We start from the raw sequence: 16,163 nt of genomic DNA on the forward strand, positions 1-16,163 counted from the left end.
TTTATCCGAACACCGGCAGGGCGATCATGGGCAACGGTGTGCCATCTGGGCGATACCGCACCTTGCCGCCGATCTTGAGCGTACAGCGCGCGTCTGTATCTTTCTGCGCCGCCTTGGCCGGCTCGTCCGGCCAGATCTCCTCAGCCGTCTTGCCCGCTTTGATGGCCTGCTGCTCGCCATCAGTGTTGCGCTCACATGGGAATGGACCTGTCAAGATTCATCATTGGTCCGGCATAGGCTTCCTCCAACTTGCACAGCTTGGGATCCAGGTTCCGAGCCTAGTTGCATGACACGGCTCGTTTGCCGAGCCTGGTCCAACTCACATACGGTCGCCGCTGATGCGGCCGCACCAACATCCCGCGTGCGGCGGGCAAGGCTCAGGACGATGTGACCATTCTGCTTAAGCGGCATTTCGCCAAGCGCAACATCGGTTCGCCGACCTGGATCCGTCAGGACTGATCTGGTCCTGATGGAACTCCAAATGCTTGCGAGCGGGTTCTACCCCGCCCGTTTCATGACCGCCCCCTCGATGACGACGCGCGCCACCAGAAGCTTACGCGCGAGTGCCACGATGGTCGACTTCTTCAAACGACCTCGTCCGCCGAACACGATCCTTAAACCAATGGGTCAGTGTAGAATTCGTCTGATGTTGTAGCCAAAGCCAGGACATCTGGATCAGCGTGGCCCGCAGTGTTGGGTTGCCCCCGCTTTCGAGACGCCTTGTTCCCGATCGATGGAGCCGCTCTGCCATGGGGTGGGAGCTAATCCTGCATATGCGGCGACCTGGCGGCGGTTATCAAATTGCCGGAACAAGCATTCAGACGATATCACAGCAGCGAACTCGGCGCCGATGCCCTTGATCTCGAGCAGCATCTTGGCAGGCGGCGACTTCACCACTGTGGCTTGCGCCGCGATGAGTGCGTCCCGCTCATCTTCGACTGACGATCTGCTCAAGAAGAAGCTCAAGCCGATCCAACTTCCGACAAATCTGCGCTTTCATGTGTGGAGGCCAAACACGTCCATCGCCAGTCCGGAGTTCTTCAAACCGTTGTCGCCGATCCTTGCTCAACGGCGCATAATCCGTGATGCCCTGCGAGAACAGGAGTCCCTTGATGCGGTTGACATGAGCGACACGCTCATTGGTTAGCGTCTTACGTTCGCGGCAAAGCCGGCGATGATCTTCTTCCTCGGTCGACGGCACCCGAACCATGGCACAGACCCGTGGTTCGCCGCGCTTGTAGGCCATCAAGGTTCGAAGAAGCGCCTCCCGTCAATGCGGTCCGTCTTGGCTCGTCGACGGCGGCGCGATACCGCAATCGAGGCGGGATCAACGACATGGCTTTCGATTCCGTCGTTCTCGAGCACTCGGTGTATCCAGAAGCCGTCGAGCCCGGCCTCCTGGATCGTGATGATCGGGTAGTCATGCCCGGTTTTGGACCGGCTTCGTCCGCGCAGTTTCGAAAATAGAGCAAATAGCCCGGCCATGTCTCCAGCTCGCACGGAATGCTTCGACATCTTCTCCCCGTTCCCCGGCGATATCCATGTTATCAACCACTTAGAACGGCTAAGTTCCATCGACACGAAATTTGCGCCAAGATCAGTGCGGATGGCGGTTGGCTGGGTGGTTCGTGCTGTCATATGCATGGTCGCCTCACAGATTGAGTGGGAAGGACAACCTCATTCTGCAAAAGCCGCAGGCCGCCATCCACCCCATAGGATCTGCTTGGGCGCCGGCACCAGGGAGGCATCGACGATCTGCCCCGACATGGGGATGTAGTCCTTCTTGTGCAGTTGCCAGTCGAACGCTTTCATCACCCGCTTGAGCGTGCCGGTCTCGGTCATCCGGTTGCGGAAATGGCGGATGGTGTTCTCATCGGGGGTGCGGTTACCCAGCGAGAAGCCCAGGAACCGCATCCAGCTGAGCCGATCCCGGATCATGAACTCCATGCGGGCATCGGACAGGTTGTGCTGGGCCTGCAGGATCAGGATCTTCACCATGGCTACCGGATCGAAGGGCGGGCGTCCGCCCTTGCTGCCATCGCCATAACCCAGCCCCTCGACAAGCCAGCCGCGGAAATACTCGAAGTCCACCGTCCGCTCCAATACCTCGAGCGGATCGCCATGCTCGCTCAGCGCTTCAAGGTGATCGTTCAGGCTGAAAAGCGAATGCGGATCCATGATGACGCTCCATGATCGGGCGCCATCAATGAATCATGGCTGCAGCAAAGGCGCGAGGGTTTTTGAGGGTCTCCAGACTGAGCCGCATCGGAATCAATCAGAGTAAATCGGAGCAGCTCAGAATACTCGCGAATAGAACAGATTATGTCATAATACTTGTTATTTGGATTGTTTTCGCATTTCGCAAAACTGACAGCATAGTCGGTCTAGACTATTGCATAATTCGCCGTTACAATTTGATCGTACGGTTGCAATGGCGGCACTATGGCTTCGCAGTTCTTTCATGTCAGCATCTATGGTCGAAAGGCGCGAAAGGGCGCATCGCGCCACGAGACTGCCCAAGGTATGCTAAACGAGGCCGCGCGCGTGCCCTCGGCGACGGGTCACCTTAAATCGCCAGTGCCGCCGGTACACTTATACGGGCAATCGCTCCACGCCATAGGCAAGAAGGTGCAAGCACTCGGAGTTCTCGGTCGCGATTGTCGCGGACGCAGGCTGCGCTCCGACGCAGGCTTACTCATGTGCGCCGTAGCTTCCTATCCGGTGCCACTTCTCCAGATGGAGAAAGATTGCAGCGATTACCGGCGCTGGAAGGCGTATGTGGTTGCCTGGCTTCAGGAGCAATTCGGGCCACATCTGAGTGGCGTCTTGGAACATCAGGATGAGACCTACGGTCACGTCCATGCTTTTGTGCTGCCTCCAGTCGCTGAAGACGGGCAGTTGCAATGGGAGATTGTACATCCTGGCCGGCGAGCAAAAAAAGCGGCCGCCGCCGCCGGTGCTTCTTCGCGTGACCAGGACGCTGCGTACGTGGTGGCCATGCAGTCTTGCCAGGATAGCTTTCATAGCTCGGTGAGCGGCCATTTCGGCCATGTTCGTCTCGCAACGCTGCGCGATCGCCGGCCTCGCAAAGAGCATCTCTTGATCAGATCTCTTGAGGCGGAAAACGATCGCATCGCGCGTCAGGTCGCAGAGCTCCAAACAGAGCTAGCAAAACAAGCCAGCATACCGGCTGCCCCGGCACCGACACGCAACGCCGGGCAAGTTGTACCTGAAGCGCAAGAAGAAGCAGGAAGCTCCTTTGACGTGGATGACACCCGTGACGATCATGACGCTTACGCCTCGGAGGTGGAGGCAGAAAGTGCCAACCGAATTGATTTCGCCGAAGCATCTGATGATCTCGGCCTGGAGGAACCGGAGGAGGCATGGGACGATCACCACGACGATAGCTGGGAAGAGAGTCTCGAAGCCGAGTTCGACGACCATTCCGCGCATGACCGCTCCGAGGCAGACGGGTGAGCTGCCACAAATGGTCGGCCCGCAGTAACGCCCTGTGTTTTCGCGCTACCTGCTGGAGGGGAACGCTCTCCCGTCGCGCATTCCGTACACCCTGGAAGCACTTGCACGCGAGACGGTTCTGGGCCAGTCTCTCTTGCCAGGACGGGGCACCTTCTGGTCACCTGATGGAACTTGACCCTCTTTTTCCGCATCGTCAGACCAACGAATTCAAACCCAGACCCGTGTTCACTGAGGAGCGGAAGCACGCAAACGAGCTGCTCGCGCAAAACCACTTCCCAAAGCGGGTTGGAGCAGATCACCAGCGCAGCAGTATCCCGCCATGCTTTTTCCTGGCAAAGGTCAAAAGCGCCGGCCGGGAGGAAAATTAGCGCCCTTGCCAGGCATGCCTGGTGACGAGATCAAGCGATCTTCTCCGCCATCGGACAGGATCCCAGCGCCATGTTCATGCAGCAAGGCACCTGCCAGTCCCAGCCCCCTTAGGTCAATCGGCCCGGAACATTGACCCCTTATCGGCGTTCAGTACTGGCTCTGACGCAGTTTTGGTGATCTGGAGCATCAGCGGGCACCGGTCAACCGGGCCTGCAGCAGGTCTAACTTCCCCCGCCGGTACATTTTCCGCTTCACCAACTTGAGCTTGGTGATCTGGCCCTCCGGCTGACCGTTCGACCACTTGGACACGATGGCAGCTCGGACGGCCTGGATATCTCGGTCGACGCCGTTGGCGAACGATGCCACTAGGCTGGTGCGACCTCGCTCGATCCAGGGATTGAGATCGGCCTCGGTCGTGCGCCGTATTATGACGTGGAAGGCCCCCATAATCTCGCGCGCTTTGATCAGCGCGGGGACGCCTGCCTCGACGGCGGCGACCGTGACGGTCTCTGCCTTTGATAGTGTGTCCCCTGAGGTTGTCATCAGTCGCGCGATAGTTCGCGCCGATGGGCTGCGCCGCAAGGTATCGGCATCCATCCTATCGGCTCGCCGTCGGCGCGTTGCCCACTCGGAGACGACCCGCAGCGAGCCGCAAAAAGCTTGGGCCTTTAGCTGTCGCCAAAGTTCGGCAGCGTTACGATGACCGGCGGCCCATTGGGCGTCGAGCCATGGCAGGTGGACCTCCAGAGAACTCTCACGAACCCTGAACACATCCTCACGCTGACCGCGAAGGATCTGCCGGACTAGACCACGGCTATGGCCGGTGCGACGGACAATCTCCTTGATCGCCACGTTGTCCTTGGCCAATGCGAAGACGGCAGCGTTGGCCTCCTCGCGGCGCTGGTAGCCTTCGTATTGGATCCGCTCGGCAGCAGTTAGAAGCTCCGGGTTGATGGTAGCAGTGCCAATCGCGGCTCTGATGTGACGCATAGATTTGCGGACAGCGTCGAGGAAGGCGCGGCTGGCGTTCTCCATCAGGTGCCATCGATCGGCAACTTGGACGGCGTGCGGCAGCGCCTTGCTTACCGCCAGGGAATAGGCACCGCCCCGGTCGCGCGCCACGATGGCTATCTGGGGTTGTTCGCTTAGCCAAGCCTGAGCGGTGGCAGGTTCACGCTCCCGGGAGCAGGCTTATTGGCCGCCGTCGCTCAAGGTCACAGACAATCGTCGCGCTGGTTACGTCGCCAGGCTCAATCGTCAATGCCAATCACCTCGGACGCGGGAATGCCGGGCAACCGTCGCCGAACCACCCGCAACAGTGTATCGTTGCTGACAGGCAGCATCAGTCGCTTGGCGAAGACAGCTCCGGGGCGGCCGCCCAATGCCAGCCCAAGATGATGGACCAGGCCCTCCAGCCTGCCAGTGCGTCTGGACCACGGCGCCAGCACCTGATGTTCGAACCGCTCCGTGAAGATGATCTGACCGCAGGTAACTACCTCACATCGAAACCGGCGGACGGTCGCGATCAGTCGTACAGACCGCCCAGCCATCGGCAGATCGACAATGCGCCGGCGATAGCGGCTATGGACGCGGCCACTCTCGGCACCACAGCTGGGGCATCGACTGGTGGCACCGGTGCTGTGGATCTCCACCATCGTGGTATCGGCAGTCGATGTAGCGCTTGTGACCGCGAAGCCTCGCGGTACCAGAGACGAGAGGCGAAGCGGCCTTTGCATGTAGCAATCCTAGCTGACGGGAATCACCGCCAGTCAGCTCGCCAACTTCACCAAAGCTGAGTCAGAGCCAAATTGCACGCCGAAACACACCCCTTGCTCTGGTCTGGTGGCGCCGCCACCTCTTATCATCTCCGGAACGCCCTCCCGACTCCCTGGATTGATGGAGAGTGTCCCCATGGCAGCAGTGTCCTTAGGCGACGCCCGCTGGCAGAGGCCGCAATTCGAGCCGAATGGTCAATGATGTCCTCTATGGGACACTTGCCCCTTGTCGGGCGAATGCGCGATAACGCCTTTTGTCGAACAATGGCCAGCGCGCCAACTCGATCGATGATCGCACGCGCTCCACATTCACTTCTGGAAAGTGGCCGGCAAGGAGTGATGGGCAGCGTCAGCAATCCACTTCAGTATAGCCAGATGCCATCGCTGATCTCGCCGATGGTCTGTGCCTTGTTCTCGTTGCTCTCCGAGAAGAATGCCAGCAGGTCGCGGCGGTTAGTTTCACCGGCGGCAAGTTTACCCACCCAGTAATTGTAGCCGCCTTGGTCGTAGTCGCGGCCGAGAGTGTGAGTGTATAGCAGGTCAACGAATTCGGCATCCGAGACCGTCTGCTCTGTACCGAAGGTACTTACGAACTCAGGCGAGTACAAGAAGCTGTCCGCAATATCGACCAGCGTGGTGTTTCCCTCGTCCATGCGGCCGATCCAGTACTTCAACCCCTCATTGTCTGGCGTGCGCTCGAACGCTGCTTGATACAATCTGTAGACCTGCCCCGCATTGCCATTGAGATCCAAGGCAAGCACACCGTCATCGAACTGTAGGCGTTCAACACCGGTAAGGGTCGCGTCGATACGATCGGCGGCGCTGTACAAGTCGAGTTCAGCGCTGAACCTTTCCAGGCGGTAATTATTCCCCACCCCTTGGAGCACAACCCAGTCCAACCCTGCTCCACCGGCAACAGAGCTACTTCCGCTGCCGAGATAGATGACGTCGTCACCGCCGGCTCCGTTGATGTAGTCGTCACCTCCATTGCCGTAGATATAGTCGTTACCGTCATAACCCGAGATCCGGTCCGCATGTACGGATCCAAAAATTTCGTCGTCACCTGCCAACACAAGGCTGAACAGGTCGCCCAACCTGTTAGACGCGATGTAACCGTCCGCCAGGTGCGCTGGGATCTGGAAGTCGTAGGTTTCAGAGGCAAGCTGGTCGCCATCGTATTGCGAGTAGCCCGTTAGAACGCCGCCGGTCAGGTAGTAGTCGGCAGAGTACCGGAAATCGTACCCGTCATATACAGCGGTCAGAAAGCCGTCACTTACAACGAGGCGAGTGCTGCTGGCCTCATACACTTGCCCATACCAGGCGCTCGGGTCGATCGTGTTCAGCGAGACGTAAGAGTTAACAACGGCCATGGCGCTCTCCTTGAACAAATGTACTAGTCGACTGAACGTGATCAATCCACGGAGGTCAACGCCGATGTTGCGTTAACCTTTCTTTTACGGTGCAGCTTGATTGCCGAGATTCGGCAATTAGCTGATGGTCGGTGAAGGAGACAGCCTGGCCAATGGACTTCGGCTTGGCGCACCGGCTCGAGGTATAATCTCCGCCATGATGCAACGCCAACGGCCCTCACCGATGCCGACTTCAGGAAAGAACATCACCGCTGTTGTTTCCCGAGGCTCTATCCTATTCGAGGATTAGAGTATCCCATCAAATCTCGAGGCATTTGGAGCATAGGCCCGTTAGGGAGGCCCCGGTCCGGTGGAGAAGATTTGTTCACAAGGTTCGTCTCCCAAACCTTCGGAGGCCGGATGTTCCTAGATAGCGAGTCACTTCCCGTGCCGGTCTAGGAAGTTGACCAAGCAATCAGGAGAGAAAAGTGGTACTACAGGTCCGGCGAGGCCTTCGCGGTGTCCAAGGAGTTTTGCAAATTGACGCTCCATCTTCGCTATAGCCGCGCCACGGCGGTAGTTTATGAGGCACCAGCCGGTTCGGCGTTGCCGCATCTAGCCGTTGTGCTGCTGGACGGGGAGGTCCTTGTTGCTCACCCGCTGAACGATCGTGACGCAGCGGCGCATTACGCCTCTGAAGCGCGCAAGGTGCTCCAAGCTTTGGAGCTCTCAGACCCTACGCTTGTGATCGACCAGGAAGTCTAACGGTTGCTGGTCGGTCATGGACTGCGCACCGCCCCGCCGCCTCCGGAAAAACTTGGAGATCGCCGCCGTCGGTTAGGCCTATGCCCAGTTTGCCCAGTCTTGCGCTGGCCCGAGGTAGTAGGAACGGCACTGCTGTCGTAGCTCCTGTGCCTACCGGTAGGCCCCGTGACGGGAGATATCTCAGCGTAAACGGAGGTGTGCTTCTTTCTATTTCGACCGCTCCGCGAGGGCCCCACACTATCTTTTCCATCCCAGTCTTCGTAAGCGCCAAGGCCATCCCGTCTGACGTGAAGGTGAGTGGCGAGGTATTGGCACCGTAGCTTGATGACGGTGTGAGTTCCTATGACTGCGCATATGCCCAGTGATAGAAGCTTCCAGTTGCTGGAGGTGGTGCCGAACCGAATAGAGAACAGTCCGGTAGTGGGACGGCGCAACTGGCCGGACGAGACCAAGGCGCGGATCGTCGAAGAGGCATTGGCCCCCGACGTGAACGTGTCGGCGATTGCGCGGCGCTACGGGATGTCGCCGTCCCAATTGTTCGGCTGGCGCCGCAAAGCCATAGCCAAGGGCCAGGTTGAACGGCATGAACGGCTTGGCGAAGACTCTGGCACCTCGGGCGGGGTCATCGAGATCGGCATCGCGGGTGCCACAGTCCGCGTTGGGCCGGCGGTGAGTGAGGACCATCTGCGCCGTGTTATCCGTGCCATCAGGTCGGCATGATCCCCTCGAGCGTGAAGGTGTATCTAGCCAGCCAATCGGTCGACTTCAGGAAGGGACCTGAAGGTCTGATCGGGCTGGTGCGCGATGCCGGTGCCGATCCGTTCAACGGCTCGCTTTACGTGTTCCGCGCCAAACGTGCAGACCGGATCAAGATGGGACGGGACCGGCCTCTGCCTTTACGCCAAGCGGCTGGAGAAAGCGGCGTTCTGCTGGCCCAGGATCGGCAACAGCCGGGTCCAGCTGAGCCATGCCCAACTGCTGTCGCTGGTGGAGGGCATGGACTGGAAACGGGTGCGCGCGGTGCCGGTGAGCCGTTCGCAAACGGCTGGGTAAAAGCCTGCGGCAGACTGACTCACTGACCCAAAACCCTCAGGCAATCTGGAGCCTTTTGTGCCATGATGCGCCTATGGTTCCAGCCGATCCGCAGCAGCTCCCGGATGACGTTGACGCCCTCAAGGCGATGATTGCTGCTGCCCATGCCCAGAAGGCGTCGGCCGATCAAGAGCGCCTGGCGCTGGAAGCCGAAATCGCCGAAGTCAAGCTCATCAACGCTACGGCCGACGAGCGCATCGCGCGCCTGACCTCGATCATCGCCATGCTGCAGCGCGCCCAATATGGCACACGCTCGGAACGCCTGCGTCACGACCCACTCGATGATGAGCAGATGGCCTTCGTGTTCGATGAAATCGAAACCGGCATCGGCGAGATCGAGGCCGGGCTGGCCGCGCGCGACAAACAAGCTGCAGCGCCGCGTGCTTCACGTCCGCGCAAGGGCTTTGCGCCGCACCTGGAACGCATCGAGCAGGTGATCGAGCCAGAGGTGCCAGCTGATTGCGTGGGCCTTGAAGCCGTGCGCATTGGCGAGGACGTCTCCGAGCGCCTCGATGTGATCCCGGCCACATTCCGCGTCATCATCACCCGCCGCCCTAAATACGCCTATCGCCTGGCTGACGGCGAAGACCGCATCGTGCAGGCGCCGGCGCCCGACCACCTGATTGCCGGTGGCATCCCCACCGAGGCGCTGCTGGCCCAAATCGCGGTCAGCAAATACGCCGACGGCTTGCCGCTTTACCGGCAGGAGGAGATCTATGCCCGGGACGGGGTGGAACTGGAACGCTCGCTGATGGCCCAGTGGATGGGACGGCTCGGCTTCGAACTCGAGCCGTTGGCCCAATATGTGCTGCATACCATCAAACAGGGGGAGCGCGTCTTTGCCGACGAGCCCCGGTTACCGACGATGGCACCGGGATCCGGGAAGGTGAAGACGGCTTGGCTCTGGGCCTATGCCCGGGACGATCGACCGTTCGGCGGATCAGGACCACCTATGGTGGCCTATCGCTTCGAGGACAGTCGATCGGGTGACTGCGTCGTCCGACATCTGGATGGCTATCGCGGGATCCTGCAGGTGGACGGGTACGCCGCCTACGACCGACTGGGTAAGGATCGTGGCGCTAACGACGCTATGACCCTGGCCGGGTGCTGGGCGCATCTATGGACGCCCCCGGTTTTGCAAGAACTTTTCACGCGTTTCTGGCGGAGCCTGCGGCTGCAGTCATCTATTCGGCCTCTCGTGTTGTGACGCACCCTGCGTCACCGGCCTTGATGGAATATCCGCGAACCAGACCCCAATCACACTGCGCGAACTCGAAGTTCGATGCGCCCAACGGGTTCACCTGGTCCCGGAACGCCCGGCTTGCCATCACACGCTTTTCTGTCCTCGCAACCGCTTCAGCCCGTTTCCAGGCAGAACTGCACTACCTCGGTGTCACGCGGCCCTTTGTACGGGCTGACCATAAATTCCGCCGAACCGCAGCAACGCCCAAACTACTCGGGCTGTTTTATTGGCGATGGCAACTGCTGCGACATTCGCGGGTCGGCGATCACGTAGCTGAGCTAGCCATGTCCAGGAGCGACCCTTCCATCGCATGATTGAGCGACTGCCATGAATTAGCAGTTTTCGCAGATATCCGTCGCCGCGCTTGCTGATCCCACCGAGCTGTTCTTTGCCCCCCGTTGAATGCTGTCTGGGCACGAGCCCAAGCCAAGCGGCAAAGTGGCGCCCTGATGCGAAGTCGCTTGGATCACGCATGGAAGCAACAAGGGCACTGGCCGTGATGACGCCGACGCCAGGGATTGTCATCAAGCGGCGGCAAGCCTCAGAGGACTTCGCCACCAGAGCAAGATCGTCATCGATTTGGACTAGCTTGGTTTTGATCTCACGAAGCTGGCTGACAAGATATCGTAACGCATGTCGCGCCACCGACGGGATGCGGGTCTCGCTTTCATCTTCGATCATCACGGTCAACAAGCCGATGTTGTGAGCTCGGTTCGGCCCGATGACGCCAAATTCGGCCAGATGGCCTCGGATCGCATTGATGAGCTGGGTGCGTTGGCGGATGAGCATCTCCCGGACGCGGTGAATGACCAGGACCTCCTGCTGCATCTCCTCCTTGATCGGAACAAAACGCATCGTGGGTCGCGTTACCGCTTCGCAGATGGCCTCCGCATCGGCGGCATCATTCTTGTTGGTCTTGACATAGGGCCGTACATATTGCGCAGGGATCAACCGCACATCGTGTCCAATGCTGCGCAACAGCCGGCCCCAATAATGTGCACCCGGGCAGGCCTCAAGAGCAACGAGGCAGGCTGGTAGAGCCTGGAAGAAAGGCTCGACCTGCTCGCGCTTGAGCTGGCGCCTGACTACCACTCTACCGCGCTCATCGGCGCAATGAACTTGAAAGACGGACTTGGCAATATCGAGGCCAACTACGTGAACTGCGTTTGGCATGGTACCCTCCTTCACTCTGATGAAGCCCTATGGTGCCCCTCTGCGCGATGCCGCGGAAGGGGGCGTCCATACCATCATTCGCGGCGCAGGTTCTTCGACCTGCATGCCAGCGATGGCTCGCCCTTTGCCGGTGTCGTAGTCAAGGCCATGGCGCCGCTCTGGGCCATTGAGGAGGACATCCGCGGGTATGGTGCCGAGGTTCGCGCCTGCCGAGCGATCACGCCCCATCGTGACCGACCTGTTCGCCATGCTGGATCGGGAGCTGCCGCGCCTGTCGGGCAAGTCCAAACTGGCCGAGATCATCCGCTATACCGTCAGCCGCCGCGCCGCTCTCGAGCGCTTCCTTGCCGACGGTCGCATCGAGATCGACTCAAATATCGTCGAACGGGCAATCCGTCCGCAGACCATCACCCGCAAGAATGCGCTCTTCGCCGGCTCAGATGGTGGTGGCCGCGCTTGGGCGTACGCCTTCGGTGAAGGCCGCCTTGTCCGTTTAGGTGCTTCGGTCTGATGCTGCGCTCATGAGTATGCTCTTACGAGCGCAGTTATGAGCACAGCATGGGTCATGTGACGGTTATTTCTGGTCCCGAGCGTCGGCGGCAGTGGAGCGATGGGGAGCGCGAGGCGATCCTGATGGCGGCTTTCGCTCCCGGCGCTGTTGTTGCCAAGGTCGCGCGGCAGTTCGATGTTTCCACGAGCCTGATCTACAAGTGGCGCCGTGAGGCTCTCAAGGGTGAGGAGCCGGCGTTTGTACCAGCGGTGTTGCAGCAGGATGCCCCTCATCCTGCGCAGCGGGGTTGGGCTGACCAGCCAACTGCGATCTCGCCCGCCATCATCGTAGATCTGGCGCCTGGCCGAAGCGTACGTATTTCGCCCCAGGCGCCCGAAGGGCTGGTGACTTCGGTACTGCGGGCACTGCGATGATCCCGGTTCGCTCCGATGTGCGCGTGTGGCTGGCCAGCGGCTATACCGATATGCGCAAGGGTATGGGTGGCTTGGCACGCCTGATCCAGGAAGGATTGGGACGGGACCCGTTTGCCGGAGACGTGTTCGTGTTTCGGGGGCGCAGCGGAACACTGATCAAGGCCCTCTGGCACGACGGTGTGGGCCTGTCGCTCTATGCCAAGCGCCTGGAACGTGGGCGCTTCATCTGGCCCTCCACGGAGGGTGGTGTCGTCCATTTGAGCTGCGGTCAGATGAGCTATCTGCTCGAGGGGATCGACTGGCGTAACCCGCAGCAGAGCTGGCGTCCCACGCGCGCGGGGTAGACCCTTTTCTTTTCGTCTTGGCGCAATTTTCTGCTTCACGCCTGAGCATGGCTATGATTCCATCATGGCCATGCAGTCCAGTGTTTCGCCCCTGCCCGATGATGTGGAAGCCCTCAAAACGGCCTTGGCAGCGGCCACCATGCGGGCCGACCAAGCTGAGGCGGCACTGCTGGGCGCTCGGGCCGAGCGGTCCGATGACCAGGCACTGATCGCGCATCTCAAGCTGCAGATCGAGAAGCTCAAGCACCAGCTTTTCGGCGCCAGGTCGGAGCGGAGCAGCCGCCTGCTGGACCAACTCGAGCTTCAGCTCGAGGAGTTGGAAGCCACGGCCAGCCAGGACGAGGCAATGGCTCAGCTGGCGGCCCGCAAGGCCGCCGCTGCAACCGGCTTTGAACGGCGCCGACCATCCCGCCAGCCGTTTCCTGAGCATCTGCCGCGCGAGCGCGTCGTCATTCCTGCGCCTTGTACTTGTTCAGCTTGCGGCGGCACCCGCTTGAGCCGGATCGGTGAAGATGTCACCGAGACGCTCGAAGTCATTCCGCGCCGCTGGAAGGTCATTCAGACGGTGCGTGAGAAGTTCGCTTGTCGGGACTGCGAGAAGATCAGCCAGCCACCGGCACCATTTCATGTGGTTGCCCGCGGCTGGGCGGGCCCCGGCTTACTGGCAATGATGCTGTTCGAGAAGTTCGGCCAGCATCAACCGCTTAACCGGCAGGTGGAACGCTATGGTCGCGAGGGCGTGCCGCTCAGCCTCTCGACCCTTGCCGATCAGGTCGGAGCGGCCGCGGCGGTGCTCGAACCTTTGCATCATAGGCTGGCGGCTCACGTCATGGGTGCCGAACGGCTGCACGGCGATGATACCACCGTGCCGGTGCTTGCCAGAGGCAAGGCCGCAACGGGCCGGATCTGGACCTATGTCCGCGATGACCGACCCTTTGGCGGACCGGCGCCACCAGCAGCGCTGTTCTACTATTCGCCCAATCGCGCCGGTGAGCATCCAAGGCAACACCTGGCGGATTGGTCCGGTATTCTGCAGGCCGACGCCTATGGCGGCTATGCCCGGCTCTATGATGCTGGTCGCCAACCCGGTCCGGTCCTGGAGGAGCCACGCGCGCCGCGCCTTCTTCACGCTGGCCGATATCGAGGCGAGCGCCGGATCTCCGCAATCATTCTTTGGCAACCGCACCAGATTGTAGGCAGCGAAGGTGAAGGCCCAGCCAACCCGTTCGAGCCCCTTGAACCTAGTCTTGCGCTGTCCGGCCACGGTCTTGATCCAGCCGAAGGCCTCTTCAATCCGCTTTCTGATGCGCAGGCTCACGGCGTAGCCGGAATGGCGTGCCGTGCGTCCATCGATCGCGGAGCGGCGGCCGCTGATGTTGCGGGCGACATGCGGCGTCACCTGCATCGAGCGCAGCTCGTTGATGAAGTCCTCAGCGTCATATCCTTTGTCGGCGCCCAGCGTAATCGTCCGCGGCCGATCGGCATGGGGCTCAATCATATGCAGCGCCGCCACTCGTTCGGCATGGCCGTCCGCCTGCGTCAGGCAGGCATCGACCAAAAGTCCGTGGCGGTTCTCCATCAGTCCGTGCCCCATAAAGCAGAGCTTGGCCTCTTTGTCCGCACCCTTCTTGTACAATCGGGCTTGCGGGTCGGTGCTCGATGCATGGGTGGCGTTCGACCGCTTCTGACCATGAAAGCTCGCATCCGGGTTGCGCCCACCACTGCTCCCAGGCGGCTCATCCGCGTTGTCCTCCGGGCACCTGGGCCGGACACTCTTCATCGACGCCCACGCCTCGATCAGCGTGCCATCGACCGAGAAGTGCTCCGTGGATAGCAGCTTCTTGACTGGGGGCTGTGCCAGGACCGCTGCCAGGAACTTGGCCGCGATATCGCCCTCGAGCAGCCGGTCGCGGTTCTTCGAGAAACTCGAATGGTCCCAAACAGCATCATCGATCCCGAGGCCCACGAACCAGCGGAACAGCAGGTCAAACTCCAGCCGCTCCATCAACTGGCGCTCCGAACGGATCGAATAGAATGCCTGCAGCAGCATCGCCCGCAGCAGCTTCTCGGGCGCGATGGAGGGCCGCCCCAAACCCGAATATAGCGAAGAAAACTCACCTTCCAGCGCCAGCAGCGCCTCATTCACCAGCCGACGGATCGTACGCAGCGGGTGATCCTTCCGCACCCGTGACTCCAGATCCACATAGCTGAACAAGGCACCAGTTCTCTCGTCCGATCCCCGCAATCCCGCCTCCCCAAATCAGCGGACACCATTGAATCACGCGACAGCCGATCCGACGAGCGACTTCTTCAACACCCTGCTAGATGTGAGACGAAGGTGGCTTAGAGCTTTTCACCTATCAACGCGCTCCAGAGCCGAACAGCACCGTTTTGACTGTTTTGAAGAGCACGAGCAGATCGAGATCCAGCGAGAGATGCTTGATGTAGTATAGGTCAAAAGAGAGCTTCTCGAGCTCCTCCTGCGTGGTTCCGGCGTAACCCGACGTCACTTGTGCCCAGCCGGTGATGCCGGGCAAGACTAGTGACCGCAAGGCGTATTTAGGCTCGACCTCCTCAACCGCTCGAGAGACGTATTCCGCAACAGGTCTGGGGCCGATCAGGCTCATATCGCCGCGCAATATGTTGACGATCTGAGGCAGCTCATCGAAACGCAACTTCCGGATCAGTTCACAACCTGGAATGATCCGCTTATCGCCGATACTGGTCGATCCGCCCCCACTACCCCGGTACATAGTTCGGAACTTGTACATGCGGAAGCGGCGCCCACCATATCCGCGACGGATCTGAACAAAGACCACCGGGCTGCCATCTCGTGCAAATATGTAAAGCGCGACAAGCGCCGCGATAGGCACCGTCAGTGGCAGGCTCAGAAGCACACCGGCTAGATCAAAGAAGCGCTTTGTACGCGCATAGAGCATCTGGCCGGGTGCGTACGACAGGTGCGATGTGTCGAAACTCGAAACGTCCAATCTCCCCCGCTTTATTTCCAGATAGCGCATCCACGGCATGACCTCGATGCCGCCCAGATAACAGGCCGCCAACAGCGGAGACCATGCTTCGCTGTGGTGCTCCGTGGGGTCAATCAACAGGATCTCGGTGCCCCCGAGTTCAGCTTCCGGCCCAGCGAGCAAAGGCAGTTCGCCGATTTCACGCATGACGTGGTCTGAACCAGAAAAGCCTGCCAGAGCCACTCTTTCATCCAGCTGGCGGTGAAAGCGGACATTGGCAAACGCCATACAGAACACAGTAATGGGAAGACACAGCGCCAGCCCCGAATAGCTCACCGGGACCCGCAGAGCCGATAGAACGCTAACAGCGACGCTGAAGAGCGCGGCAGTCACCACACTGGAGATAACAATGGGCGCCTCATGGCGCCGAAACGCCGTCAGAATTGCCGCAGATATCAAAGGAACGAAGGAGAGGGCGAGAATCGCGGCGCTGATATTGAGCCAGTCTGTTCGCCCCGGAAGCGTGATAATGTAGAGGTAGCACAGCGCCTGCAGGATCACCGCCACGCCTACGGCGAAGGAAAAAGACTGTATCTCGCGAGCGAAGCGGTGACGTCGCGTGCGCCCACCTTGTGTTTGAACATAGGAGAGATCACGCACCGGATAGCTCGGGCCGGATCGAC

At 60.2% G+C, this 16,163-nt stretch carries 11 protein-coding genes and 6 pseudogenes; 9 read left to right on the plus strand and 8 right to left on the minus strand.

What is annotated here, in order from left to right; translation table 11 throughout:
- Position 1: 1 nt before the first annotated feature.
- The 3 genes and pseudogenes from QOV41_RS13295 to QOV41_RS13305 form a co-directional block, all read right to left on the minus strand.
- Positions 2-214 (minus strand): hypothetical protein, encoded by a 213-nt coding sequence (locus tag QOV41_RS13295; RefSeq protein ID WP_284577201.1) that lies wholly within the window; start codon positions 212-214, stop codon positions 2-4.
- A 284-nt stretch (positions 215-498) separates the two neighbouring features.
- Positions 499-1,638 (minus strand): annotated as a pseudogene (locus tag QOV41_RS13300) (IS110 family RNA-guided transposase).
- Positions 1,639-1,677: 39 nt separating this feature from the next.
- Positions 1,678-2,178, minus strand: a complete 501-nt coding sequence (locus QOV41_RS13305) for a transposase (protein ID WP_284577203.1) — start codon at positions 2,176-2,178, stop codon at positions 1,678-1,680.
- 264 nt (positions 2,179-2,442) lie between these two features.
- Here QOV41_RS13305 and QOV41_RS13310 point away from each other — a divergent pair, with 264 nt between their 5' ends.
- Entirely contained in the window at positions 2,443-3,477 is a 1,035-nt protein-coding gene (locus QOV41_RS13310) for a hypothetical protein (protein WP_284577205.1), read from the plus strand.
- Positions 3,478-4,032: 555 nt separating this feature from the next.
- Here the strand turns inward: QOV41_RS13310 and QOV41_RS13315 are convergent.
- Together QOV41_RS13315 and QOV41_RS13320 are read right to left on the minus strand one after the other, a co-directional pair.
- Positions 4,033-5,582 (minus strand): annotated as a pseudogene (locus tag QOV41_RS13315) (ISL3 family transposase).
- A gap of 401 nt (positions 5,583-5,983) precedes the next feature.
- Positions 5,984-6,991 (minus strand): DUF4214 domain-containing protein, encoded by a 1,008-nt coding sequence (locus QOV41_RS13320; protein WP_284577206.1) that lies wholly within the window; start codon positions 6,989-6,991, stop codon positions 5,984-5,986.
- Between the two features lie 519 nt (positions 6,992-7,510).
- Between QOV41_RS13320 and QOV41_RS13325 the strand changes: the two genes are divergently transcribed.
- The 4 genes and pseudogenes from QOV41_RS13325 to tnpC (QOV41_RS13340) form a co-directional block, all read left to right on the plus strand.
- Positions 7,511-7,735 (plus strand): hypothetical protein, encoded by a 225-nt coding sequence (locus QOV41_RS13325; RefSeq protein ID WP_284577208.1) that lies wholly within the window; start codon positions 7,511-7,513, stop codon positions 7,733-7,735.
- 354 nt (positions 7,736-8,089) lie between these two features.
- On the plus strand, positions 8,090-8,455 hold the full coding sequence (locus QOV41_RS13330; RefSeq protein ID WP_284577209.1) for a transposase: 366 nt from the start codon (positions 8,090-8,092) through the stop codon (positions 8,453-8,455).
- A complete protein-coding gene (tnpB, locus tag QOV41_RS13335) occupies positions 8,452-8,814 on the plus strand; it encodes an IS66 family insertion sequence element accessory protein TnpB (RefSeq protein WP_284577210.1) in 363 nt (120 codons plus the stop codon). Before QOV41_RS13330 ends, tnpB (QOV41_RS13335) begins: the two co-directional genes overlap by 4 nt.
- A 47-nt stretch (positions 8,815-8,861) precedes the next feature.
- Positions 8,862-9,944 (plus strand): annotated as a pseudogene (gene tnpC, locus QOV41_RS13340) (IS66 family transposase); the annotation flags it as partial.
- Positions 9,945-10,220: 276 nt separating this feature from the next.
- Here tnpC (QOV41_RS13340) and QOV41_RS13345 read toward each other — a convergent pair.
- Positions 10,221-11,243: an IS110 family RNA-guided transposase gene (locus tag QOV41_RS13345; protein WP_284577211.1), complete on the minus strand. Its 1,023-nt coding sequence runs from the start codon at positions 11,241-11,243 to the stop codon at positions 10,221-10,223.
- Between the two features lie 69 nt (positions 11,244-11,312).
- Between QOV41_RS13345 and QOV41_RS13350 the strand changes: the two are divergent.
- The 4 genes and pseudogenes from QOV41_RS13350 to tnpC (QOV41_RS13365) all read left to right on the plus strand — a co-directional run.
- Positions 11,313-11,706: pseudogene (locus tag QOV41_RS13350) on the plus strand (IS66 family transposase); the annotation flags it as partial.
- A 95-nt stretch (positions 11,707-11,801) separates the two neighbouring features.
- Complete coding sequence (gene tnpA / locus QOV41_RS13355) at positions 11,802-12,167, plus strand: IS66-like element accessory protein TnpA (protein WP_284577212.1); 366 nt, start codon at positions 11,802-11,804, stop codon at positions 12,165-12,167.
- Entirely contained in the window at positions 12,164-12,511 is a 348-nt protein-coding gene (gene tnpB / locus QOV41_RS13360; RefSeq protein ID WP_284577214.1) for an IS66 family insertion sequence element accessory protein TnpB, read from the plus strand. The genes tnpA and tnpB (QOV41_RS13360) overlap by 4 nt, the downstream gene beginning before the upstream one ends.
- Positions 12,512-12,581: 70 nt before the next feature.
- Positions 12,582-13,662 (plus strand): annotated as a pseudogene (gene tnpC, locus QOV41_RS13365) (IS66 family transposase); the annotation flags it as partial.
- A 20-nt stretch (positions 13,663-13,682) separates the two neighbouring features.
- Here tnpC (QOV41_RS13365) and QOV41_RS13370 read toward each other — a convergent pair.
- Both QOV41_RS13370 and QOV41_RS13375 read right to left on the minus strand, forming a co-directional pair.
- Positions 13,683-14,756: pseudogene (locus QOV41_RS13370) on the minus strand (IS5 family transposase); the annotation flags it as partial.
- Positions 14,757-14,871: 115 nt separating this feature from the next.
- A complete protein-coding gene (locus QOV41_RS13375) occupies positions 14,872-16,140 on the minus strand; it encodes a sugar transferase (protein ID WP_284577216.1) in 1,269 nt (422 codons plus the stop codon).
- Between the last annotated feature and the right edge of the window lie 23 nt (positions 16,141-16,163).

It is taken from the genome of Devosia sp. RR2S18, from assembly GCF_030177755.1.
GTDB lineage: Bacteria > Pseudomonadota > Alphaproteobacteria > Rhizobiales > Devosiaceae > Devosia > Devosia rhizosphaerae.